Source organism: Ruegeria sp. YTSC192, assembly GCF_059609705.1.
Map to the genome: position 1 here is coordinate 63,655 of NZ_JBXWMG010000002.1, position 22,963 is coordinate 86,617.

26 protein-coding genes are annotated in these 22,963 nt (G+C 59.8%); 13 read left to right on the forward strand and 13 right to left on the reverse strand.

Translation table 11 applies throughout. From position 1 onward, the window contains the following. Window positions 1-8 precede the first annotated feature (8 nt). The gene (locus AC2FD8_RS03525) at window positions 9-455 is read left to right on the forward strand and encodes a paraquat-inducible protein A (RefSeq protein ID WP_496854061.1); all 447 of its coding nucleotides are present in this window, start codon (window positions 9-11) and stop codon (window positions 453-455) included. Window positions 456-610: 155 nt separating this feature from the next. Next, window positions 611-1,393, forward strand: coding sequence for a kinetochore Spc7 family protein (locus AC2FD8_RS03530; protein WP_496854062.1), 783 nt, complete (start codon window positions 611-613; stop codon window positions 1,391-1,393). A 5-nt stretch (window positions 1,394-1,398) separates the two neighbouring features. Here the strand turns inward: AC2FD8_RS03530 and AC2FD8_RS03535 are convergent, their stop codons facing one another. Further along, complete coding sequence (locus tag AC2FD8_RS03535; RefSeq protein WP_496854417.1) at window positions 1,399-1,611, reverse strand: hypothetical protein; 213 nt, start codon at window positions 1,609-1,611, stop codon at window positions 1,399-1,401. Between AC2FD8_RS03535 and radA the strand changes: the two genes are divergently transcribed. The 5 genes from radA to AC2FD8_RS03560 all read left to right on the forward strand — a co-directional run bounded on the left by radA (window position 1,514) and on the right by AC2FD8_RS03560 (window position 6,804). After that, window positions 1,514-2,878: a DNA repair protein RadA gene (gene radA, locus AC2FD8_RS03540; RefSeq protein ID WP_496854063.1), complete on the forward strand. Its 1,365-nt coding sequence runs from the start codon at window positions 1,514-1,516 to the stop codon at window positions 2,876-2,878. The genes AC2FD8_RS03535 and radA overlap by 98 nt on opposite strands. Window positions 2,879-2,918: 40 nt before the next feature. Next, a complete protein-coding gene (locus AC2FD8_RS03545; RefSeq protein ID WP_496854064.1) occupies window positions 2,919-3,509 on the forward strand; it encodes a CvpA family protein in 591 nt (196 codons plus the stop codon). Between the two features lie 602 nt (window positions 3,510-4,111). After that, entirely contained in the window at window positions 4,112-5,635 is a 1,524-nt protein-coding gene (gene purF, locus AC2FD8_RS03550; RefSeq protein WP_496854065.1) for an amidophosphoribosyltransferase, read from the forward strand. Window positions 5,636-5,901: 266 nt separating this feature from the next. Beyond that, window positions 5,902-6,105 (forward strand): hypothetical protein, encoded by a 204-nt coding sequence (locus AC2FD8_RS03555; RefSeq protein ID WP_496854066.1) that lies wholly within the window; start codon window positions 5,902-5,904, stop codon window positions 6,103-6,105. A gap of 42 nt (window positions 6,106-6,147) precedes the next feature. Next, on the forward strand, window positions 6,148-6,804 hold the full coding sequence (locus AC2FD8_RS03560) for an SDR family NAD(P)-dependent oxidoreductase (protein ID WP_496854067.1): 657 nt from the start codon (window positions 6,148-6,150) through the stop codon (window positions 6,802-6,804). Between the two features lie 59 nt (window positions 6,805-6,863). Here AC2FD8_RS03560 and AC2FD8_RS03565 read toward each other — a convergent pair whose 3' ends face one another. The 4 genes from AC2FD8_RS03565 to AC2FD8_RS03580 form a co-directional block, all read right to left on the reverse strand. Beyond that, the gene (locus tag AC2FD8_RS03565) at window positions 6,864-7,706 is read right to left on the reverse strand and encodes an ATP-binding protein (RefSeq protein WP_496854068.1); all 843 of its coding nucleotides are present in this window, start codon (window positions 7,704-7,706) and stop codon (window positions 6,864-6,866) included. A 119-nt stretch (window positions 7,707-7,825) separates the two neighbouring features. Continuing rightward, complete coding sequence (tatC, locus tag AC2FD8_RS03570) at window positions 7,826-8,701, reverse strand: twin-arginine translocase subunit TatC (protein ID WP_496854069.1); 876 nt, start codon at window positions 8,699-8,701, stop codon at window positions 7,826-7,828. After that, the gene (gene tatB, locus AC2FD8_RS03575) at window positions 8,698-9,156 is read right to left on the reverse strand and encodes a Sec-independent protein translocase protein TatB (protein ID WP_496854070.1); all 459 of its coding nucleotides are present in this window, start codon (window positions 9,154-9,156) and stop codon (window positions 8,698-8,700) included. Before tatB ends, tatC begins: the two co-directional genes overlap by 4 nt. Before the next feature lie 6 nt (window positions 9,157-9,162). Then, window positions 9,163-9,378 (reverse strand): twin-arginine translocase TatA/TatE family subunit, encoded by a 216-nt coding sequence (locus AC2FD8_RS03580; RefSeq protein WP_496854071.1) that lies wholly within the window; start codon window positions 9,376-9,378, stop codon window positions 9,163-9,165. A gap of 218 nt (window positions 9,379-9,596) precedes the next feature. On the opposite strand from AC2FD8_RS03580, the gene AC2FD8_RS03585 reads away from it, so the two are divergent. Further along, on the forward strand, window positions 9,597-9,899 hold the full coding sequence (locus AC2FD8_RS03585) for a hypothetical protein (protein ID WP_496854072.1): 303 nt from the start codon (window positions 9,597-9,599) through the stop codon (window positions 9,897-9,899). Between the two features lie 21 nt (window positions 9,900-9,920). After that, window positions 9,921-10,592, forward strand: coding sequence for a helix-turn-helix transcriptional regulator (locus tag AC2FD8_RS03590; protein ID WP_496854073.1), 672 nt, complete (start codon window positions 9,921-9,923; stop codon window positions 10,590-10,592). Window positions 10,593-10,655: 63 nt separating this feature from the next. On the opposite strand, the gene AC2FD8_RS03595 is transcribed toward AC2FD8_RS03590, so the two are convergent. The 7 genes from AC2FD8_RS03595 to AC2FD8_RS03625 form a co-directional block, all read right to left on the reverse strand. Next, complete coding sequence (locus tag AC2FD8_RS03595) at window positions 10,656-11,834, reverse strand: peptidoglycan DD-metalloendopeptidase family protein (RefSeq protein ID WP_496854074.1); 1,179 nt, start codon at window positions 11,832-11,834, stop codon at window positions 10,656-10,658. Window positions 11,835-11,898: 64 nt separating this feature from the next. Beyond that, window positions 11,899-12,549 carry a protein-L-isoaspartate(D-aspartate) O-methyltransferase gene (locus AC2FD8_RS03600; protein ID WP_496854075.1) on the reverse strand — a complete coding sequence of 217 codons (651 nt, stop codon included), beginning with the start codon at window positions 12,547-12,549 and terminating at the stop codon, window positions 11,899-11,901. Continuing rightward, window positions 12,546-13,328, reverse strand: a complete 783-nt coding sequence (gene surE, locus AC2FD8_RS03605) for a 5'/3'-nucleotidase SurE (RefSeq protein WP_496854076.1) — start codon at window positions 13,326-13,328, stop codon at window positions 12,546-12,548. The genes AC2FD8_RS03600 and surE overlap by 4 nt, the downstream gene beginning before the upstream one ends. Window positions 13,329-13,439: 111 nt before the next feature. Next, window positions 13,440-14,483, reverse strand: a complete 1,044-nt coding sequence (locus AC2FD8_RS03610) for an ABC transporter ATP-binding protein (protein ID WP_496854077.1) — start codon at window positions 14,481-14,483, stop codon at window positions 13,440-13,442. Window positions 14,484-14,609: 126 nt separating this feature from the next. Further along, window positions 14,610-15,725: a YhaZ family DNA alkylation repair protein gene (locus AC2FD8_RS03615; protein ID WP_496854078.1), complete on the reverse strand. Its 1,116-nt coding sequence runs from the start codon at window positions 15,723-15,725 to the stop codon at window positions 14,610-14,612. 2 nt (window positions 15,726-15,727) lie between these two features. Continuing rightward, window positions 15,728-16,507 carry an SDR family oxidoreductase gene (locus tag AC2FD8_RS03620; protein ID WP_496854079.1) on the reverse strand — a complete coding sequence of 260 codons (780 nt, stop codon included), beginning with the start codon at window positions 16,505-16,507 and terminating at the stop codon, window positions 15,728-15,730. A gap of 74 nt (window positions 16,508-16,581) precedes the next feature. Then, window positions 16,582-16,944: a SnoaL-like domain-containing protein gene (locus AC2FD8_RS03625; RefSeq protein WP_496854080.1), complete on the reverse strand. Its 363-nt coding sequence runs from the start codon at window positions 16,942-16,944 to the stop codon at window positions 16,582-16,584. Window positions 16,945-17,054: 110 nt separating this feature from the next. Here AC2FD8_RS03625 and AC2FD8_RS03630 point away from each other — a divergent pair, with 110 nt between their 5' ends. The 4 genes from AC2FD8_RS03630 to AC2FD8_RS03645 all read left to right on the forward strand — a co-directional run bounded on the left by AC2FD8_RS03630 (window position 17,055) and on the right by AC2FD8_RS03645 (window position 21,945). Then, window positions 17,055-18,662, forward strand: a complete 1,608-nt coding sequence (locus tag AC2FD8_RS03630; protein WP_496854081.1) for a peptide chain release factor 3 — start codon at window positions 17,055-17,057, stop codon at window positions 18,660-18,662. A gap of 49 nt (window positions 18,663-18,711) precedes the next feature. Then, complete coding sequence (locus tag AC2FD8_RS03635; RefSeq protein WP_496854082.1) at window positions 18,712-19,467, forward strand: hypothetical protein; 756 nt, start codon at window positions 18,712-18,714, stop codon at window positions 19,465-19,467. Then, window positions 19,464-20,393, forward strand: a complete 930-nt coding sequence (locus AC2FD8_RS03640; protein ID WP_496854083.1) for a glycosyltransferase family 2 protein — start codon at window positions 19,464-19,466, stop codon at window positions 20,391-20,393. Before AC2FD8_RS03635 ends, AC2FD8_RS03640 begins: the two co-directional genes overlap by 4 nt. 184 nt (window positions 20,394-20,577) lie before the next feature. Further along, window positions 20,578-21,945 carry a DEAD/DEAH box helicase gene (locus AC2FD8_RS03645; RefSeq protein ID WP_496854084.1) on the forward strand — a complete coding sequence of 456 codons (1,368 nt, stop codon included), beginning with the start codon at window positions 20,578-20,580 and terminating at the stop codon, window positions 21,943-21,945. Between the two features lie 112 nt (window positions 21,946-22,057). On the opposite strand, the gene AC2FD8_RS03650 is transcribed toward AC2FD8_RS03645, so the two are convergent. Further along, complete coding sequence (locus AC2FD8_RS03650) at window positions 22,058-22,960, reverse strand: EamA family transporter (RefSeq protein ID WP_496854085.1); 903 nt, start codon at window positions 22,958-22,960, stop codon at window positions 22,058-22,060. Window positions 22,961-22,963 lie beyond the last annotated feature (3 nt).

A 22,963-nucleotide genomic window follows, 5' to 3' on the forward strand; every position in this document is an offset into this window, starting at 1 on the left:
TTGCAGTCATGACCCTCCGCCTCGCCACCCTCTCCCTCCTGATCCTCTACCCCATCGCGTGGTTCGCCCCGCTGATGCGCGCCGGCCTGCTGCCGATCTTCGGCTTATCCGAAATCAGCGTCATCACCGGCCTCCAATCCCTGTGGAAATCCGATATCTTCCTCGCGCTGGTCGTCACAATCTTCGCCCTCTTCGCGCCTTACATCAAAACCATCGGCACCGCCTTGATCCAATGGAACCTGCTGGACCCACGCGTCCAACCCGCGCTCAACATCCTCGGCAAGCTGGCGATGGCCGATATCTTCCTGATCGCGCTCTACATCACGCTGGCCAAGGGGATCTCTTACGCGACCATCGAAACGGCCTGGGGCCTCTACCTGTTTACCGGCTGCATTCTGGCCTCGATCGCGCTGGGATATATTACCGAGATGACATCCACTTCACGAAAAGCTTAGACCGTGTTGATTGAAAACACATTTCTAAGTATCATCTTTATATTTCGAGCAGCCAAGTTCTAGTGTTTACGGGTCCGCAGAGGATCACCTAGCGTGTTTGATATGTCCTCCGCTTCGGCCCGATTTGTATCGGTTTGAGAAGGAGATGGACGACCATGCCCGCCCTCAACAACATTACATTGCAATTTCAGAATGCCTTTTTAAGACTGACTTTTTTCATGATCTGCATCGCGGCCCTCGGAGCGGTGGTTGCAACCTCACTCTCGGCGCTGGGGGTTTTGCCCTGGCTGTCCCTTCAGGCCGGATTCGGCCAGACCGGCGTGATCGACGCGGGCATTTTTGTCCAGATCGGCCTGACCTGCCTGATTCTCATGCTGGGCTTCTACCTGCCCTCCAGCGCCCGGATGATGGCGCTTGAGAATGCGCACAGGAAGTTTTCGCTGAACATGCAGGACATCGTCGAAGCCTACCAGATCGCCCACGCCGCCGACCGCAGCGGTGTTTTCGCTCTGGCCTCGGAATTCGATGCGGTCAAAGAGCGTATGGCCTTTTTGCGCGACCACCCCGACCTTCAGGCGTTGGAACCTGAGATCCTGGAATCGGCTGCTCAGATGAGCCAGATCAGCCACGAACTGGCCGAAACCTATGGCAACGACCGGGTCGAACGCGCCCGCACATTCCTGAAGCAACGGCAGGAAGAGGTCGAACTGTTCCAGCAACGGATCGAAGACGCCCAGACCATCCTGCACGAACTCGGCCAATGGACCCGCGATATAGAGATCGAGGAATCCATCGCCAAATCCCAATTGTCGCGCCTGCGCGATGAGCTGTTCGACCTCCTCCCCGAGCTTTCAGCGCAATTGCAGACACCCCCCGACGGCAGTGACCCAAGCGCCTCCAGCGTGGTGGCCATGTCACCCCCTCGCGCGGCGGAATAGGCGCGTCAGCGCCCGCCGTACCCGATGGCCCGAAGGGCCTGAGGACGCGGCGCGCCACCGGCGGAGATGAATGCCCGCAAGGGCTTGAAGAACCGCCCATCCTCGGGCACCAAAGGCCCCATGGCAAAGACAACTTCTTTCTCCTGTTCGGCCTGCGGCGCGACACATACAAGATGGTCCGGGCGGTGCGACGCCTGCGGCGAATGGAATACGATCACGCAGGATGTGCCCCTGTCGGCGGGTCCTGCCAAGAAATCCCTCGGCGGCAAGCGGGGCCAGTCCATTGCACTCACGGACTTGTCGACCGAGGAGACCCCGCCACCCCGTACACTCAGCGGGGTGGATGAACTTGACCGCGTTCTGGGCGGCGGCCTCGTCCCCGCCTCGGCCCTTTTGGTGGGCGGAGACCCCGGCATCGGCAAATCCACTCTTCTGCTACAAGCCGCCGCTCGGTTCGCGCGTGCCGGCGTCAAAACGATTTATGTCTCGGGCGAGGAAGCCAGTGCGCAGGTCCGTATGCGTGCCCGCCGTCTGGGGCTTGAAGACGCGCCGGTTCAACTGGCGGCTGAGACAAATCTGCGCAACATCCTGACAACGCTTGAGGCTGAAAAACCCGGCCTCGCCATCATCGACTCGATTCAGACCATGTGGGCCGACAATGTAGACAGCGCGCCCGGCTCGGTGTCACAAGTCCGGGCCGCAGCGCATGAATTGACCACGTTTGCGAAACGACACGGTGTTTCAATCATCATGGTCGGCCACGTCACCAAAGAGGGCCAGATCGCAGGCCCCCGCGTCGTCGAACATATGGTCGACACCGTGCTCTATTTCGAAGGCGAACGCGGGCATCAGTTCCGCATCCTGCGCGCGGTCAAGAACCGTTTTGGCCCCGCAGATGAGATTGGCGTGTTCGAGATGACGGGCAAGGGGCTGGCGCAGGTCACCAACCCGTCGGCGCTGTTCCTGTCGGAGCGCGGGACACCCAGCCCCGGATCAGCGGTTTTTGCCGGCATAGAAGGCACTCGCCCCGTTTTGGTTGAACTTCAGGCACTCGTCGCGCCCTCGCCCCATTCTCAGGCAAGACGCACCGTAGTGGGTTGGGACAGCGGGCGTCTCGCCATGATCCTCGCTGTGTTAGAGGCCCGCTGCGGCGTCCCTTTCACGGGCCTTGATGTCTATCTGAACGTGGCCGGAGGGTTGAAAATCAGTGAACCCGCTGCCGATCTGGCCGTGGCAGCAGCCCTGCTGAGCGCACGAGAAGACAGTGCCCTGCCCGCCGATACAGTCGTTTTCGGAGAAATCTCGCTGTCTGGGGCACTTAGACCGGCCCCTCAGACCGAAAACAGGTTGAAAGAAGCACAAAAACTTGGTTTCACATCGGCAATCGCTCCGGCAGGCGGCAAAACCGGTACTGTGGCAGGTCTGACACTCACCCGACCCTCTGATTTGGTGGGGTTTGTTGGCGAAACCTTCGGAGCAGGTTAGAGTTGCGCCTTGAGGGGCAGAAAAAGAACAGGCGAGGGCCATGGAAGGTTTTACAATTATTGACGGGGTTGTGGCCCTGATCATCGTGCTGTCAGGCATTCTGGCCTATTCGCGCGGTTTCATGCGCGAGGTTCTTGCCATCGCGGGCTGGGTCGCGGCCGCCGTTCTGGCATTCATCTTCGCGCCGCAGGCCGTGCCACTGGTCAAGGAAATCCCGGTGGTCGGGGATTTCCTGCGCGACAGCTGCGAATTGTCGGTCATTACCGGGTTTGCAGCCGTGTTTGCAATTGCCCTGATCGTGGTCAGCATCTTCACACCGCTGTTTTCCTCGCTGGTTCAACGATCGGCTCTGGGCGGTCTGGATCAGGCGCTTGGGTTCTTCTTCGGCATCGCGCGCGGTATCTTGCTGGTCGCCATCGCGTTCTTTGTCTACGACACTGTGATGACCGGCCAGTCCTACACGATTGTGGACGAAAGCCGCTCGGCCAAGGTGTTCGAACAGTTCAGCACCCAGATTGAAGAACAAAACCCCGAAGCCGCACTGGGTTGGATCACCTCGCAATACGAAGAGCTGGTGGCCAGCTGCACCGCGGGTGGCTCGGCCCCTGCGGCGGAAACCAGCGACAGCTGATCCTTTCAGACTATTCACCGAAAAGCCCGGCCTCATGCGCCGGGCTTTTGTCATTGGACGAACCCCTCACCCCCGCAGACCGTACAGCGGATGGTCTTCAGTCCAAAACAGCCATCACAGCGGCTGGAAATCGGTTTGCCCAGAATATCGCGGCTTTTAACGACCTCGCCTGCGCCATTGCAGATCTGACACGGGGCACGCCCCATGCCCCGACATCGGTGGCAGCGCCTTTTGGGCGGCTCATCTTTCTTGTTTGGTGAGCGTTGCTGCCACATTCTGGCCCCCTCCCCGTTAAGATCTGCGATGACATTATCGTTATGTCAGCACAAATGAATTCATATGTCACCACGCTCAACCTGTAGAAATCGAAACTACGGCCTGCATAATTGTGATCCTTTGATGACAGCCGCGTTCTAAGGCAGTATGTGGAGGCCAAACTGCCACGGAATCGGAGCTGTCGGGTTTGTCCTTTCTATGTTCATCTGCCTGCTATGCGGTGATGATGCACCGTCTGGCCTGCACGATACGAACGATACGACCGATCCATATCCGACCGTTGCACAAACCTCTGGTCACAACGTCATAGAAATTGGAGCCCGTACATGTGTGGGATTTTGGGGATCGCAAGTCGGACACATGATGTGTTTGCTGAAATCTATGACGGGTTGCTGATGCTGCAGCACCGGGGGCAGGATGCCTCGGGGATCGTCACCTATACCGGCGAGAACTTCCGCGAGAAGAAAGCCAACGGCCTGGTCAAGGACGTGTTTAACGCTACGGACGCCGAGACGCTTAAGGGCAAGGTTGGCATGGGCCATGTGCGCTATCCCACCGCAGGGTCGCTCAGCGCGTCCGAAGCGCAGCCTTTCTTCGTCAATGCGCCTTACGGGATTTATCTGGTCCATAACGGCAACATCACCAACACCGCCGAGCAGCGCGAAAAGGTCACCGGCAAGTACAGCCGCCACCTGCGTACGACGTCGGATTCCGAGATCATGCTGAACGTTCTGGCAGACAAGGTGGCCGACGCGATCAAGGTGAACGGAAACGCGGAACCTATCCGCAATATCTTTGCCGGCGTGAAGATGACGATGGAACGTGTTCAGGGCGCTTACTCGGTCATTTGCCTTGTTGCCGGTGTTGGCATGCTGGCCTTCCGGGACCCGCACGGCATTCGCCCCCTTTCGGTCGCCATTCGCGAGAGCGAAGGCGACGGCAATGACTACGCCTTCGCCTCGGAGGATGTGGCCTTTGGCATCAATGGCTTTGACAAGATCCGCGACCTGAACCCCGGCGAGGCCATCCTGATTGATCTGGACGGCAACATGCACGAGTTTCAGGCCGTCGAAGGCAAGCTGACGCCCTGTATCTTTGAATATGTCTACCTGGCCCGCCCGGATTCTTTGTTGGATGGCGTTTCAGTCTACAAAACCCAGATGCGTATGGGGCAAACGCTGGCGAAACAGATTCAGGATTCGGGTCTTGAGATCGACCGGATCATCCCGGTCCCCGACAGTGCCCGCCCCGTGGCGCTTGAGGCCGCCAAGATCACCGGCATTCCCTATCGCGAGGGTCTGGTGAAGAACCGCTATGTCGGTCGGACATTCATCATGCCCGGTCAGGCCGAGCGCCAGAAATCCGTCCGCCGCAAGCTGAACGCCATTCCGCTGGAGTTCAAGGATCACAATGTCCTGCTGATCGACGACTCGATCGTGCGCGGCAATACGATCAAGAAGATCGTTCAGATGTGCCGTGAGGCCGGGGCCAAGAAGGTCTATATCGCCAGCGCCTCGCCGCCAGTGAAATACCCCAATGTCTACGGCATCGACATGCCCACAAAGCATGAACTGATCGCCAACGGCAAAGAGATCGAAGAGATCCGCGAAGAACTGGGCGCAGATGCCCTGATTTATCAGAACCTCGACGATCTGATCTGGGCCGCCAAGGAAGGCAACCCCGAGATCGAGTCATTCGATTGTTCCTGTTTCAATGGTGACTACATCACCGGCAGCATCAACGACGATTACCTCGACAATCTTGAAAACAGCACGCGTGTCAGCAAAAAACGCGAAGACATGCAGGTTGTCGGTGGGTCGTGGAACGCGGCGAAGCTGGCGTCGGGCTAAAGAGACAACGCGAATCGGAAAACAGCGCAGGCCGTGGGTATTGCCACGGTTTTGGCTGGATTTCGCCGATAGGAATGGCCTGATTGCAAAGGCTTCCGGCCCCCTCTCCCCACCGTGATCCAATGCGAGCTAGGTGGCCTTTTGATTTACCTCACGGTTTGTTAGGCAGCGCCCCACCACCACTCACACAAGGGGTTCGAGCCGGGTTCGAGCCGCAGAAAATGCCAAATGCAAATGTCAAAAGCGCGGCCACGCAGCGGGGCGCGTTGAAAAGAAATTCGGTCTCGGTTCTGGGTGTCTTTGGCCCGAAAGCCGACCTGCGCGCTTTGATGCGCCTGTCTTCGGGACGTGTAAAAGAGGTCAAGCCGGGCAGCCGTGTGGCCTCGGGCACCGTTGTCGCCGTTGATGAACACGGGATCATGCTGCGACAAAGCGGCCAGACCCGCCGGATTGGAATTCCGGGGGGCTAGCGCCCTCTTGACGACCCGCGCGCGGGCGTTCAAACCGCTGCCATGACCGATCAGACTAAAATTGCCACCAAAATTGCCCTCGTCACCGGGGCCTCACGCGGGTTGGGCGCGGCGCTGGCCGAAGCGCTGGCCCCCGAGTACCATATCGTTGCCGTTGCCCGCACCACCGGCGGGCTGGAAGAGCTGGACGACAGGATCAAGGCCAAGGGCGGATCAGCCACCCTTGCACCGATGGACATCACCGATCCCAACGCAATGGCCACCCTATGCCGGGGCATTCATGACCGCTGGGGCAAAGTGGATTTGTGGCTGCATACGGCCGTGCATTCTTCGGCCCTTACACCGGCGCATTTCGTCGACCCCAAAGAGTGGACAAAGGCGATGAACACAAACGCCAATGCCACCTCGGTTCTGATCCCTTATGTGACGCCCTTGTTGGGTGAGGCCGGGCATGCCGTGTTCTTTGATGACCCCAAAGCGGGCGAGAAGTTCTACGGCATCTACGGCGCCACCAAGGCCGCCCAGATGGCACTTGCGCGCAGTTGGCAGGTTGAGACTGAACGGACAGGACCAAAGGTGTCAATTGTCGAGCCTGCGCCGATGCCGACAGCCGTGCGTGCGCGGTTTCATCCCGGCGAGGATCGCGATGTGCTGACCAGCACAACGGATGAGGCGGCTCGGATTCTGGCGTTGTTGTAAGGAATGGCCCTTTGGGCCATGCCTCCGGCGGAGGTATTTTTAGCCAGATGAAGCTGGGATCACGCGATATGGACGCCGTTGCGCCCAGCGAGATCGACGAAGAATTGCCACGCAACACGGCCCGAGCGTGACCCGCGCGTCGCCTGCCATTCGATGGCTTCCGCGCGCAGGGTTTCCGGGTCGACGGACACCTTGTAGGCGGCGCAGTAACGGTCGATCATGGCCAGGTATTCGTCCTGGTCACAGGGATGGAAGCCGAGCCACAGCCCGAAACGATCTGATAGCGAGACCTTTTCTTCGACCGCTTCGGACGGGTTGATGGCGCTGGAGCGCTCGTTCTCGATCATGTCCCGTGGCATCAGGTGGCGGCGGTTCGAGGTGGCGTAGAAGACAACGTTTTCGGGGCGACCTTCGATGCCGCCATCCAGCACGGCCTTGAGCGACTTGTAGTGCTGGTCATCGTGGCTGAACGACAGGTCATCGCAGAACAGGATGAACCGGTGTGGCGCTGAACGCAGGTGGTTCAACAGGCGCGCGACCGAGCTCATGTCTTCGCGTTGAAGCTCGACCAGTTTCAGGTCGGGGAACTCGGCTTGCAGCGTGCCGTGGACGGCCTTGACTAGGCTGGACTTCCCCATCCCCCGCGCGCCCCAGAGCAGCGCGTTGTTGGCCTTGTAACCCGCCGCGAAACGCCTTGTGTTGTCCAGCAGGGTATCGCGTGAACGGTTGATACCGACCAACAGATCCAGATCCACGCGGTTGACCTGAGGAACAGGCTCAAGCCGGTCAGGCTCAACCTGCCAGACGAAGGCCGGTGCGCCATCGAAGTCCGGAGCCGCCAGAGGGGCCGGAGCCATCCGCTCTAGCGCGTTGGCGATACGGTTGAGGGCTTGAGTGTCCATGGCGGCCTCCGGGATCTTTTTCCAACGGTGTCAAACCACGTTCGGCTTTAGGCAACAAGGGGTTCCAACGAAAAAGGCGCGCCCGTTATAGACGCGCCTACCTAGGGAATAGCAAGAGACTACTTCCCGTCTTCTTCCTGCATCAGATCCTCATCTGCTTCGGCCTCGTCGTCATAGTAGCCATCGGCACGCAGTTGTTCTTCGCGTTTCTTCTCAACCCGGGCGACGAGGAAGATCGAAACCTCATAGAGGCCATAGACAACCACGAACAGAATGACCTGCGTGATCACGTCGGGAGGCGTTACCAACGCCGCAAGCACCAGAATGGCGACCACCGCGTATTTGCGAACACCACCAAGCCCCTCGGCCGTGACCAGCCCCGCTTTGCCCATCAGCGTCAGCAACACGGGCAGTTGGAAACACAGCCCAAAGGCCACGATGAACTTGATCGTCAGGTTCAGGTACTCCTGAGCGGAACCCTGGAACACGACGCTTAGCGGTGCTGCGGTGCTTCCGTCAACGACGGCCTCACCTTCCGCGCCGAACTGCTGGAACCCGAGGAAAAAGTCATATGCCAAAGGCGTGACGACGTAGAAGGCGAAGCTTGCCCCCAGCAGGAACATGAAGGGCGAGGCCAACATGAATGGCAGGAACGCGTTCTTTTCGGTCCGATAGAGCCCCGGAGCAACAAAGCGCCACATCTGCATCCCGATATAGGGGAAAGCCAGAATAAAGCCCCCCAGAAGCGACACCTTGATCGCAACAAAGAAGCCTTCCTGCGGCGAGATGAAGATCAGCCCGCAATCCTGCCCGCGCTCATTCAACACCTCACACAAAGGATGCGTCAGGAAGTTGAATAGAGGCGTCGCAACCGTGAAACAGATGATCATACCGATCAGGAACGCCACGACGCAGTGAATGAGTCGTGTGCGCAGCTCGGCCAGATGCTCGATCAACGGGGCCGAGCTGTCTTCGATTTCGTCGGTCTTGGTCATGTCTTGTTCTCAGTGTGCAGCGCAGCTTCGGCTTCTTCAGCCTTGGCCAACGCGTCAGCAGCTTCTTTGGCCTTGCGTTCGGCAGCGGCGCGGGCGGAGGTGGCTTGAATCTTCTTGGCCTGTTCAGCCCGTTCAGCCGCCAGCTTGCCCGTTTCGCTTTCAGGGTCGAACTTGGTGGGGTCGATGCTGCTGCTCAAGTCTTGAGCGGCCTTTTTCACACCATCCATCGCGCTGTTCACGGGATTCGTGGCCGCGTTAAGGCCCTTCTTGATCTCGTTCACACCTGCCTGATCCGCAGCCTCGTTCATGGCGCTGGTGAATTCGCGCGCCATCCCGCGGGCCTTGCCGACAAACCGCCCGACATTGCGAAACAACACGGGCAGGTCTTTTGGTCCCACCACAATCAGGGCAACGATGCCGATGACCAGAAGCTCGGTCCAGCCCAGATCAAACATCCGGGTTTAGACCTTGTCTTTCTCGGTTTCGGGCGTGACGTCCTTAGCCACTTCGGAGGCGTCCTGATCCAGCTCATCCGCGCCTTCCTTGACGCCTTTCTTGAATGAGGTGATGCCTTTGCCAACCTCTCCCATCAGCGAGCTGATCTTACCGCGGCCAAACAGCACCAGCACCACGACGGCGATCAGCAGCAGGCCGGGAAGTCCGATATTGTTGAGCATGTTTATTCTCCTTCTCAAAGGCGCATTGCGCCTGAACCCTTGTCTGACCCCGTGTTTACGCGGCAAGCCGCCGTCTCAAAAGACGATCCAGCCAATTCGGGCGGCAAATTTAATGTGATCTTGCGAATTCATGGCTCTCGCCTTTCTCAACTGACAGGTATATGTCAGTTGTAACGGGCTAGGACAGCGGTATCGCAACCTGGTCAACGGAGAAACACATGACCCATGTCGCCGAAATCGTCACCTTCACCCTGGCCGAGGGCACCTCAGCCGAGGCCTTCGTCAAACTCAGCCAATCGACCGAAAGCTTCGTGCGCGCAGCACCCGGCTTTGCCCATCGCCACCTCAGCCAAGGGGAGGATGGTCGCTGGACGGACTATGTCGTCTGGCAAGATATGAACGCTGCTCAGACGGCGGCCGCAGAATTTCCGCAGCAAGATTTTGCACCGGCGCTGATGGCGGCAATCAACCCCGAAAGCCTGCAGATGCGGCATGAGGCAGTGCTATGGAACATGACCTGACGCAGGTCAGAACGGCGCATCATGCGTCGCACTGATCGCCTGTTCGACATCATCCAAATCCTGCGCGACGGCAAACTGCACCGCGCGCAGGACATCGCGGACCGGCTCGAAGTGTCGGTCCGCACCATCTATCGCGACATGGATACGCTGGTCGCCTCGGGCGTTCCCGTCGAAGGCGAACGCGGTGTGGGCTATATGGTTCGTGAGCAGATCACCCTGCCCCCGCTCAACCTGACCACGGCCGAACTTGAGGCGCTGAACCTAGGGATGGCCATCGTCGCCGAGGCCGCTGACCCTGACCTGAAAGCCGCGGCCGAGTCGCTGGCGGAAAAGATCGATGCCGTCCTGCCCACGCAGGTCGTGGCCGAGGCTGATACCTGGAAATTCGCGGTTTACCCCTTCGCCGATGCCGCGCGCGGGTTGGCGCATATGTCCCCGCTGCGCGCCGCCATCAAAACCCGTCAGAAACTGCAGCTGTCCTACCGCCGCATTGACGGCACCCTGACCGAGCGCACCATCCGCCCCCTGCATATGGAATACTGGGGCCGTGTCTGGACCCTTACGGCGTGGTGCGAGCTGCGCAACGGCTTCCGCGTCTTTCGCATCGACCTGATCGAAACCGTCACCCCGCTGCCCGAGCTTTTCACAGACGAGCCGGGAAAACGCCTCAGCGATTTCGATCCCCACGGGTGATCCGCCCTTCATCTGGCCAAAAATACCTCCGCCGGAGGCATGGCCCGGAACGGGCCATTCTGGTCACTTCAAATATGGCTCAGGATCGACCGACTCGAACCCTTTGCGGACTTCGAAATGCACATAAGCATTGTCGCCACCGCGCAGTTCCGCCAGTTTCTGTCCCCGCCGTACGCGATCACCCTTCTTGACGGTGATATCCTCGACATTGGCATAAACCGTCAGCAAGTCATTGTTATGCTTCACAACAATGATCGGCACCTGATCCGCATCTGCAGTGATTGCAGCCACGGTTCCGGCCTCAGCGGCGGTGATCGACGTACCCGGTGCGGCCGCAATGTCGATGCCCTCATTCTTACCCTTGTCATAGGTTCGGATAATGTTGCCCGCGACCGGCAAGGACAGCACGGAGTTGCCAGAGCTTCTGGTCGGCGCTTCGGCTGTGACATCCGGGGCCGCAGGGGCCTCGGCCAGCGGCGCAACCTGCTCGTCCGGTAGCGGCTGGGTCGCGCTTGGCGGTGTCGGTGTCGGGGATCCCTGTCCCGGCTCTGTCACCTCCGTCGCAGCAAGCGGAGCTGCCGCCGCCTGACGCGGGGCGGCCTGGTTCTTGACCGGAATCAGCAAATACTGTCCCTCACGAATGGCGAAATCCAGGCCCAAACCGTTCCATTCGCCCAACGCCTCAACCGGCACCTGATAGAGACGCGAAATGGTAAAGGCCGTCTCGCCCCGTTTCACCTTGTGGCGCACCGGCTCAGGACCAGAGGCAACTGGCGCCGGTGTTGGCGCAGGTTCAACAGGTTTCAGCAGGGTCGTCTGCACCCCGCCCGTATCCGGGGCCTGATCAATCGCGTTTCCAGCGATCGAGGCAATATCCACACCGCTTGACGCGCCAACAGATCGCGGCAGGGCCAGAACCTCACCCTCGCGCAGCGTGTCGGTTGTCTGCAAGCCATTGTACCGCGACAACTCACCTTCGGGCAGACCGACCCGAGCTGCCACATCGCGCACGGTATCGCCTCGGCGTGCCACGGCGACCTGATAGTTTGGATAGGTGATCACCCCGCGCGCATCAGGCGCAGGGCGGCTGGTGGTGGCGGATTGCGCCGCATCCGTGGTGGAAAACCCGCCGAGTTGTCCGCGTAGATCGTAATCCAACGGCCCTTCGCACCCGGCCAGAATGGCCAGGGCCGCAACTCCGGTCGCACAACGGCGCATCGTTGATTTGCTAACTGCTCTCATGACTTATGTCCTCAACACCTGCCCCTGTTGTCCGGGGTTCCGGCGATCCATTCCAAAAAACCTGTTACGTCTCGTCCTTGCCAAGCCCTTCAAGCAGCGGCACGAACCGAACCGACGTCAATTCATCATATTCCAGACCGGTCTCGGTGCGCGTTACCTTGATCAACTGCTGCACCGCATCCGACTGCCCGACGGGTAGCACCATGATACCCCCGATTTTCAGCTGCGCCAAGAGCGGGCCTGGCGGGTCCTCGGCGGCTGCGGTCACGATGATCCGATCAAAAGGCGCCTGTTCCGGCAAACCGAACGAGCCATCGGACAGCATCGCCGTGACATTGGTCAGCCCCAGTTCGGCGAACAGCTTGCCGGTCTCGCTGACCAGCCGCCTGTGCCGTTCAACCGTGTAAACGCGCCGCGCCAGTTTCGCGAGAATCGCCGCCTGATACCCCGACCCGGTCCCGATCTCGAGGACAGTGTCGCGCGGACGCACGTCCAGAGCTTGCGTCATCAACCCCACAACAGACGGCTGGCTGATCGTCTGGCCGCAGGTGATGGGCAGCGGCATATCCTCATAGGCGCGGTCGGCGAACAGGCCGGTGACGAAACGCCCCCGGTCGACCGCCTCCATCGCAGCCAGAACGCGCGCATCGGTCACGCCCCGCTTGCGCAGGGCGAACAGGAACTGCATGACGGTTTCTGGGTCCAGTCCACTCATTCGATCGACTTCAATGCCTCTAGCGTGTCATGCGCGGTCAGATCCGCGCGCATCGGCGTGACCGAGATATAGCCTTCCAGATTGACCGCCGCATCCGTGCCGGGCGCGGTTGGGTTGTGCTGGTATCCGCCCTTGATCCACAGAAACCGCCGCCCCGAGGGCGAGCTGTGTGGCTCGACCGAGAAATTTGTATCGCGGCGGAACCCTTGCGGGGCAACCCGAGTGCCCAGAACCTCATCGGCGGGAACAGGTGGAAAATTCACATTGTAGAACAGGCGGTAATCGCCCTGTTCCGTGGGTGTCGCGTCCAGAATGCGGCGTACCAGATCAGCGCCAAAGCGACTGGCGGCCTCGAACGGATCCTCGAGCCCCAGATTTCGCGGGCCGAAATACTGTGACAAGGCAATGGCCGGCACGCCCTGCAAAGCGGCCTCCATCGCGCCGCCAATGGTCCCGGAATAGAGTGTATTTTCAGCCGAGTTGTTGCCCCGATTCACGCCAGACAGCACCAGATCGGGCGGGCAGTCTTTCATCACGTCATGCAGCCCCGCCAACACACAATCCGCCGGAGAGCCTTCGGCCGCAAATCGCCGCTCATCAAGTTTGGCGACCATCATGGGATGGGTGTAGCTGATGCAATGGCCGACACCGGATTGCTCAAAAGCCGGGGCCACGACCCAGACCTCGCCCTCTGGCCCGGCCAGATCCTTTGCAATCGCCTGAAGCGTGATCAGCCCCGGCGCATTGATGCCATCATCATTGGTAATCAGAATACGCATGACCGTCCCACCCCCGCGTTTCGCCCTTGATAGACCCGACCCCGCGTTGCGGCAAGCAATGCAGGCCCGCAATCTGCGGCTTTCGCGCACCACTTGCAGGGAAATTGCGCTCTACCTGGGGAAAACGAAACAGCGGTCACGCCGAATGGTCAGCCACATCGCCCGCCCGGGTGCGGGGACAAACACGTTCGGAACCGTCGCTTTCAGGACCGAACCGTCATAGTCCATCCGGAACTCGACCAGACTTTCATTGCCCAGGAACCGGGCACGCTCGACCACGCCGCGCGCGGCGACGCCGTCTGTTGCCGTGGGCAAAGGCCCTTTGCCATTTCGGTCGAAATCCAGCCTGACGTGCTGGGGGCGGAAAACGATATCGACATCGGTGCCATCCGGAATGCCCGGCGCCAGGAACTGTCCAAACGGGGTCTCGGCCAAAGCACCATTCACTTGCGCCTGCAATACGTTGACATCGCTGAAGAATGCGACGGCCGCCTTGTCCGCTGGACGCGTGTAAACGTTGTAGGGCGCGCCTTGCTGGACAATCTTGCCGCCCCGCATCAAGGCGATCTCATCGGCCATGCGCATCGCCTCTTCCGGCTCATGGGTGACCAGCAGAACGGCGGCGTCTTCCTCTTTCAGGATGGCCAGCGTTTCGTCCCGGATACCATCGCGCAGGCGGTTGTCGAGGCCCGAGAACGGCTCATCCATCAGCATGATCCGGGGGCGCGGGGCCAGCGCGCGGGCCAAAGCCACCCGCTGCTGTTCGCCGCCGGATAGTTGATGCGGGAACCCGTCGATGAACCGCATCAGGTCGACTTTGGTCAGCAGTTCCTCGACCCGCGCGCGTTTCTGATCCTTGCTGCCTTTCAGGCCGAAGCTCACGTTGTCGGCCACGCTGAGATGCGGGAACAGGGCAAAGTCCTGAAACATCAAGCCAATCTCGCGCCGTTCAGGGGGGACACGGAACACCGTGTCGCAGATCAGCTTGCCATCGACATAGATCTCGCCTGCGTCCTGCATCTCGACCCCGGCGATCATCCGCAAGGTGGTGGATTTGCCGCACCCGGACGGCCCAAGCAGGCAGGTCACCCGCCCCGCGTCCACCGTCAGCGAGACGTCATCCACCACAACCCGACCTTCGAACCGGCGGATCATATTGCGAATTTCCAAACGAGGAGGAGGTGCGTTGCCTGTCACAGATGGGTCCTGTTGCCTTACCCGATCAATTCCATCGGGCTTGAGCGGGGATAGCAACCCCGCCCGCCCGGCGCAAGGGATCAGCTATTCCGCAAGCAGATCGAAATCGACACCGGCTCGGATTTTTCCGTTCACCTGAACCTCAAGCCGATGCGCACCGGGCACCAGCTTGAACGTCGTCGCATTGCCTTTGAGCTTGTGGCGTTTGTCCAGACGCAACGCGCCGTTCTTCAGCGCGGCCTGTTTCAACTTGTGAACCTTGGCCGAAGTTTTCCCGGTAGGACGTTGAAAATGAATGATATAATCCACCAAAACCGGTTGATCAGCAGATCCTTTCAAATCGACCGAGAACGTCAATGCGCCATTAATCCGGGCCTCGCCCTCAACAGAAATGACTGCAGTGACATCCGCATCCGGGTCATAGCCCAGCATCTTCATCGCCCCCGGATGCCCCGCCTTCACAAGACCGCGCAGCGTATGAGAGATCATCCACTCCAGCTCTGCCTTTTCCTGCTCACCTACCTCGCGCCAGCGCTGCAGGCAGTCCAGAACCAGCTCGGGGTCCTTTTTGGTGATATCGTTCAGATGGTTCGCGACCGAGCGCGTCACATAGCGCGTTTTGTCCCGATGCAGACCATCCAGCAAAGGTAAGGGGTCGGTCAGCGAAAGGCCCACCGCCTGCCCCCATGGCAGACGGGGCCGCGTGCCTTCGCTGACCAGACGGCGCACATGATAGCTGTCGTGCATGCTCCAACGCTGCATCCGCGCCAAGACCAGATCGGGGTGGCTGTTCAGGAATGGGCGGATCGCCCATTCCATCGAAAAGCGTTGTGTAAGTTCCTCCAGCACGTCCAGGGCCAACTCTGGATGCGCGGCGCCAACTGCGACAACCCAATCCCCAAGCGGTGCAAAAATGAAATCGCCGAAATCATCATCCGTTTTGCTGGGGTCGAGTGGCGGCGGCAAGGCGCGCAGGATCACCGGCGCGACGGCTGGCAGATCGCCTGGAACCGCGTGTTGCAGGCAATCGGCGATCCAGACCATTCTCTCTTTCAATTCCAGTTCCAACAGGCGCGACATGACCCGTGTTTCAAACATCTCAGCGTCGAAATCCGGGTCCGCCGCATGGAACAGACCTGCCAGATAGCGGGTCTTTTCCGCGTTGAACAATTGATCCTTGAGAGAGAAATTCTGAGCCATACTTACATCGTCAAATTGGTTGCGCCGCCATCCAGCAGGATGTTCTGTCCAACGATAAAGCCCGCATGTTGAGAACACAGGAATGCACAGGCTGCCCCGAATTCCTGACGTGTGCCGTAGCGTCGAGCCGGAATCGTGGCAGACCGGGCCGCGCGGGCCTCATCCAGCGAAATCCCTTGCTGATCGGACACACCGGTATCCAGAGACAAGGCGCGGTCGGTGTCGTGAATCCCCGGAAGCAGATTGTTGATCGTCACACCTTGCGGGGCGACCTGACGCGCCGTTCCGGCCACGTAACCGGTCAGCCCGGTGCGCGCGGCGTTCGACAAGCCCAAAACCGGGATCGGCGCACGCACGGATTGTGAGGTGATATTGACCACCCGTCCCCAGCCTTTGTCCATCATCCCCGGCAATAACGCTTTCATGAAGGCAATCGGTGTCAGCATGTTGGAATCCAGCGCCTTGATGAAATCCTCACGATCCCAGTCCGACCACAGCCCCGGAGGCGGCCCGCCCGCGTTGGTGACCAGAATATCCACACCTTGCGCGGCTTGGGTCACTTGCGCCTGACCTTCGGTCGAGGTCACATCACAGGCCACCGTCTCGACCGAGACGCCATGATCTGCACGTAACCGCGCCGCTTCAGCTTCAAGCGCGTCAGCACCGCGCGCATTCATCACCAGATCAACGCCCGCTTCGGCCAGCGCCTCGGCACAGCCCAGACCAAGCCCCTTGCTGCTGGCACATACCAACGCACGCTTGCCGCGAATTCCAAGATCCATTCTGATCCCCTCTATCTGTTGTTGCCCGCATGTCTAGCACCAGCCAGACAGAGAAGACCAGAATTCAACAGGCCCTAGTAAAAGAACTCTTCCCGCACAATTTTGCCATCGGCCACGTGGTAGACACCCACCTCGCTCATATCGAAATTCTCACCGCTTTCTATGAATTTGCCCTTGATCTTGAAAATCACGGCAAAGCGGTCATCGCCATGCAGCATCGGATCACTGACCGAGACATCGCTTACCTCTGCCGCATTGTCCCACCACTCGTGTTTGCCGCGAATGGCGTCCACGCCCTGAACCTCGCGCCCCATGCCAACATCATCTACCGCTTCGGCGGAAACAGCATCTGCGGCGTAGAGTTTACCCAGGTTTTCAGCGGTCCGGTTTTCACGACAACCGGCGACAAGCTCATTTGCAATCTCTTTCAATTCCATTTGTCCACTCCTCCAATTTGTTCACTATATGTTCTATTTGCCACAGCTTGCCGATTCGAACCAGTCCGTTTGTCTTGCTTCGGCGGGTTTCCCCGCCTATACGCGCGCTCATGCTTGATACCGCCTCGAACCAACCCGTCTTGCCGCCCGAGATCGCTCGTCGCCGGACGTTCGCCATCATTTCGCACCCGGATGCGGGCAAAACGACGCTGACCGAAAAGTTCCTTCTGTACGGGGGCGCCATTCAGATGGCCGGTCAGGTGCGCGCCAAGGGCGAGGCCCGCCGGACGCGGTCGGACTTTATGCAGATGGAAAAAGACCGGGGCATCTCGGTTTCCGCCTCGGCGATGTCCTTCGATTATGGGAATTTCCGGTTCAATCTGGTGGACACCCCAGGCCACAGCGATTTCTCGGAAGATACCTATCGCACGCTGACTGCCGTTGATGCAGCTGTGATGGTGATCGACGGCGCGAAAGGTGTGGAGAGCCAGACGCAGAAGCTGTTCGAGGTCTGTCGCCTACGCGATCTGCCGATCCTGACCTTCTGTAACAAGATGGACCGCGAAAGCCGCGATACGTTCGAGATCATTGACGAAATTCAGGAAATGCTGGCCATCGACGTCACGCCCGCTGCATGGCCGATCGGCGTGGGCCGCGACTTCATCGGCTGCTACGATATGCTGCGCGACCGGCTGGAGCTGATGGACCGCGCCGACCGCAACAAGGTGGCCGAAAGCATCCAGATCGACGGTCTGGACGACCCCAAACTGGCCGAACACGTGCCCGAGCATCTGCTGGACAAGCTGCTGGAAGAGGTCGAGATGGCGCGCGAATTGCTGCCCGCCCTCGACCCTCAGGCCGTGTTGGAGGGGCACATGACCCCGATCTGGTTCGGTTCGGCGATAAACTCGTTCGGGGTGAAAGAACTGATGGAGGGCATCGGCGCCTATGGCCCGCAGCCGCAGATCCAATCGGCTGAGCCGCGCCAGATCTCCCCCGAGGAAAAGAAAGTCGCCGGGTTTGTCTTCAAGGTGCAGGCCAATATGGACCCCAAACACCGTGACCGAGTGGCCTTTGTACGCATGGCCTCGGGTCATTTCAAACGTGGGATGAAACTGACCCATGTTCGGTCCAAAAAGCCGATGGCAATCTCAAACCCTGTCCTATTTCTGGCCTCGGACCGAGAACTGGCCGAGGAAGCCTGGGCCGGCGATATCATCGGCATCCCGAACCATGGTCAGCTGCGCATCGGTGATACGTTGACCGAAGGCGAAGCAATCCGCGTGACCGGCATCCCGTCCTTCGCGCCGGAACTGCTGCAGACCGTCCGTCCGGGCGACCCGATGAAGGCCAAGCACCTGGAAAAAGCCCTGATGCAATTCGCCGAAGAAGGCGCGGCCAAAGTGTTCAAACCCTCGATCGGCTCGGGCTTTATCGTGGGCGTCGTCGGCGCGCTGCAGTTCGAAGTCCTCGCCAGCCGGATCGAGATGGAATACGGCCTGCCAGTGCGGTTCGAAGCGTCTCAGTTCACTTCGGCCCGTTGGGTCAGCGGTGAGAAGGCCGAGGTCGAGAAATTCGTCAACGCCAACAAACAGCATATCGCCAATGACCACGACGGTGACATCGTGTATCTGACCCGCCTGCAGTGGGATATCGACCGCGTCGTGCGTGACTATCCGGCGCTGAACCTGACGGCCACCAAAGAGATGATGGTGTGATCCAACTGCCTGATTGCACAGCCAATCCCGGCTGTGCAATTCTGCCCGCATGAGCGATGACGACCTGACCTTTCCCGGCGGCCTGCCCGACATGCTGGAGATCCTGGAAAACAGGCGCGCCCCTTTTGTGTTCGGCCTTCGGCCCCTGCCCGATCTGGACGTTGATCTGAACACGCTGGCGCAACAGATCGTGTCAGACTGCGCAACCCTTGCCCCAGAAAGCGACGATGCCACCGCGTGGGACCAGAAGCGCGCCAAGATCGCGACTGAATTCGTAGGCAATTCGGAACTGGCCTTTCTGAACGCCCAGTTGATCGCCAATCTGCGCAAACGCTCTTATCCGCGTCACACGCCCGCATTGTTTCGGCGGCTTTGGGCCGAGCAATCGCCGCATTTGCTTGCGGCGCTTGATCTGCGGTGGCTCGTCTCGTCGGTGCAGACCTTTGCCGATCACGGCGACACCGCGACCCAGCGCGAGGTTGGTCAGGCGCTGCGGATGCTGTTCGGGATGATGAAGCTTTATGAGTTCGAGCGGTTGTTCTCAAAACGCGGCCCCGAGGAAACCCATTGGTTTCGCGGCAAAAGCACCGCCCCGCTGCCGTTGCAGATGGAGTCCTTCTCGCTGGAACGCGGCGGGCTGGCCGTGGCGCTGATCGCGCCGATCTGGACCAAGGCGCTGACCGACCCGACCATCGCGCCGCTGGCGGATCACCTGATGACCGAACTGAACAAGGATCCCGGAACCGTATTTCGCCGCCTCAAGAAGATGCGCGAGCGGCGTCTTGCCCGGATGCAACGCCGATGACCACATGGGGTGTTGTCTCCATGGTGCGGGGCCTGACGCAGGATATTCTGCGGTTTGCGGCCCATCACCTCGATCTGGGTGCGGATTACATGTACATCTATTTTGATGAACCGAACCGCGAGGCTTGGAAAATCCTCAAACGGCATCCGAAAATCCGCGCCCGGATTTGTGATGATGCGTTTTGGCAAGAGCGTCGGCGCAATCGCCCTCCGAAACACCAGATCCGCCAGACAGTTCACGCGACCTTTGTCTATCGTAACACTAAACTGGATTGGCTCGCCCATATCGACGTGGATGAGTTCCTTTGGACCTCGGGCACGATCCGGGATCAGTTGCAGACCGTACCCGATCACATCCCCGCCATACGCGCGCGCCCGCTTGAGGCCATTGCCAATACAGACGATCTTTACAAAGCCCATATTCCCCACGGCCCTGACCGGGGGCCGCTGGTTCAGACCCTCTACCCCACCTATGGCGCGCATGTGATGGGTGGGTTTCTCAGTCATGTTCAGGGAAAGCTTATCGTTCGAACCGGGATGGAGAAGCTAAATTTTCGCATTCACAATCTATTCCAAAACAAGCAGCTGCTACCTTGCAAATTCGAACTGCCGGGACTGGAACTTTGCCACCGCCACGCCCCGGATTGGGAGCACTGGATCAAGCACTACCCCTTCCGGATGGAGCGTGGATCGTACCAGCCGGGTATGTCGCCCAATATTCCGCGCGATCAAGGCGGGTTGAACAAGAACGAATTGTTCAGCCGAATAGAATCGGAAGGTGGCATCGACGGGCTGCGTGCGTTTTATGATGAACTCAGCGCTGCCGACCCGGACGTTCGCGCCCGGCTTGAAGCGCATGGTCAGATCCGGCACCGCCCGTTGCATCTGGATGAAAAAGTGGCGAAACACTTCCCCGGAAGTTGCTGAATTGTTGAATTAATTGCCTTTTCGTGCTGCTTGACCCTCTGCGGGATTGAGTTCATTTGACCCCGCCCCACGTTTTTGTTATGTCCGCCCTCAAGCCGAAACGCGCATGGTGCGCATGGTCAGATCGACCCGGCATGACGCAGACGCGCGGGCCAGGTCAAGTGTCCGCAACAATCGGACATACATGACAAAATTTACCGAACTGAACCTGAACCCGAAGGTCCTCAAGGCAATTGAGGAAGCCGGATACGAAACTCCCACTCCGATTCAGGAAGGCGCGATTCCACCCGCGCTTGAAGGGCGCGACGTGTTGGGCATTGCCCAGACGGGCACCGGGAAAACCGCCAGCTTCACGCTGCCGATGATCACCCTGCTGGCCCGTGGCCGCGCCCGTGCGCGGATGCCGCGCTCGCTGGTACTGTGCCCGACGCGGGAACTGGCCGCGCAGGTGGCTGAGAACTTCGACACCTATGCCAAGAACGTAAAGCTGACCAAAGCGCTGTTGATCGGCGGTGTCAGCTTCAAGGAACAGGATGCCTTGATCGACCGGGGCGTGGATGTCCTGATCGCGACCCCGGGCCGCCTGCTGGACCATTTCGAACGTGGCAAGCTGCTGCTGACCGGCGTGCAGATCATGGTTGTGGATGAGGCCGACCGGATGCTGGATATGGGCTTCATCCCCGATATCGAACGCATCTTCTCGCTGACGCCGTTCACCCGCCAGACGCTGTTCTTCTCGGCCACCATGGCCTCAGAGATTGAGCGCATCACCGACACCTTCCTGTCCGCCCCCGCCCGGATCGAGGTCGCCCGTCAGGCCACCGCATCCGAGACGATCGAACAGGGCGTGGTGATGTTCAAAGGCGGCCGCCGGGATCGTGAAGCCAGCGGAAAACGCAAGGTTTTGCGTGCGCTGATCGACGCCGAAGGCGACAAATGCACCAACGCGATTATCTTCTGCAACCGTAAGACGGATGTGGATATCTGCGCGAAATCGCTAAAGAAATATGGTTATGACGCGGCCGCGATCCACGGTGATCTGGACCAGTCGCAGCGGATGAAAACACTCGACGGGTTCCGCGACGGATCGTTGCGGCTGTTGGTGGCGTCGGATGTGGCGGCACGGGGCCTTGATGTTCCGTCGGTCAGCCATGTGTTCAACTTCGACGTACCCGGCCATGCCGAGGATTACGTTCACCGCATCGGCCGTACCGGTCGTGCCGGGCGTGAAGGCAAGGCCATAACGATCTGCTCGGGTCGTGATGAAAAGGCTCTGGATGCGATTGAAAAGCTGATCCAGAAGGAAATCCCGCGCCTCGACAACCCGGTCAAGGAAGAGCCGAAACCCGAAAAGCCAAAAGCCGAAAGGCCCGCAAAAGCGGCCGAAAGCAAGCGCAGCGAAACCCGGAAAGAGCGCGAACCTCGCGAGCCTCGCGAACCCAAAGGTCGGGGTCGTGGCCGCAGGGACGATCATGGCCCCGCCGTTGTCGGCATGGGCGATCACCTGCCCAGCTTCATCGCCCTCAGCTTTGATGAGCGTCGCGCGGGCTAGATCGCTTTGCGTTTGATTTGAATCGAAATACGCTGCCTCTCCCTACGGTCGAACGTGTATTTCGATAGTTTTGCCTCAGACAAAAGCGCAAAACGCTTAGTCGGCTGACGCTTTAGATCGCCAGCACCAGCGCCAGTATCGACGCCCCCAACAACATCATCCCGGCGATCTCGCGCCGGGTGATGGTCTCACGGAAAAACAGGATCGAGGCGAACAGGCTGAGCAATAGCTCGACCTGCCCCAGTGCTTTGACATAGGCCGCGTTCTGCAAGGTGAAGGCGAAGAACCAGCAGAACGATCCGCTCAGGCTGGTCAGGCCAACAAACACGCCGGTGCGGCGCGTGTTCCACACCGCGCGCAACTCGGCCCGGTCGCGCCACAGCAGCCAGACCCCCATGCTGACGAATTGGAACGTGACCACTGCGGCCAGCGTGACCAGCGCGCGAAACCACGCGTCGACATCGCCTAGCTCAAGCGAGGCGCCGCGGTAGCTGACCGACGAAAAGGCGAACAACACCCCCGACCCCAGCCCAAGCCGCGAGGCGCGATTGGTCAGGTACTGCCACCACGCCCCGTCCCCTCCGGGGGTTTTGGACAGAAGCAGCACCGCCAGCAGCCCAACGACAATCGCCCCCAGCGCACCGGTCGAGACCTGATCGCCGAGCACCACAAAGCCCAACATAGCGGTCTGGATGACCTCGGTTTTCTTGAACGTGATTCCGACGGCGAAGTTGCGCTGCTTGAACAGCGCGACCACACAGATCGTCGCCAGAATCTGCGAGGTGCCGCCGATCACTGCAAATACCCAGAACCGCGCGGACAACTCGGGCAAGCTCAGGCCCGAGACCTGAATGGCCACGACCAGCCCCACCAGAGCCAGCGGAAAGGAATAGGCAAAGCGTGCAAAAGTTGCCCCGGCCGCAGACAGTTTCACGCTGCTGAGCGATTTTTGCAGCATGAACCGAACCGTCTGAAAACCAGCGGCCGCGATGGTGATGGGAATCCATAAACTCATGGA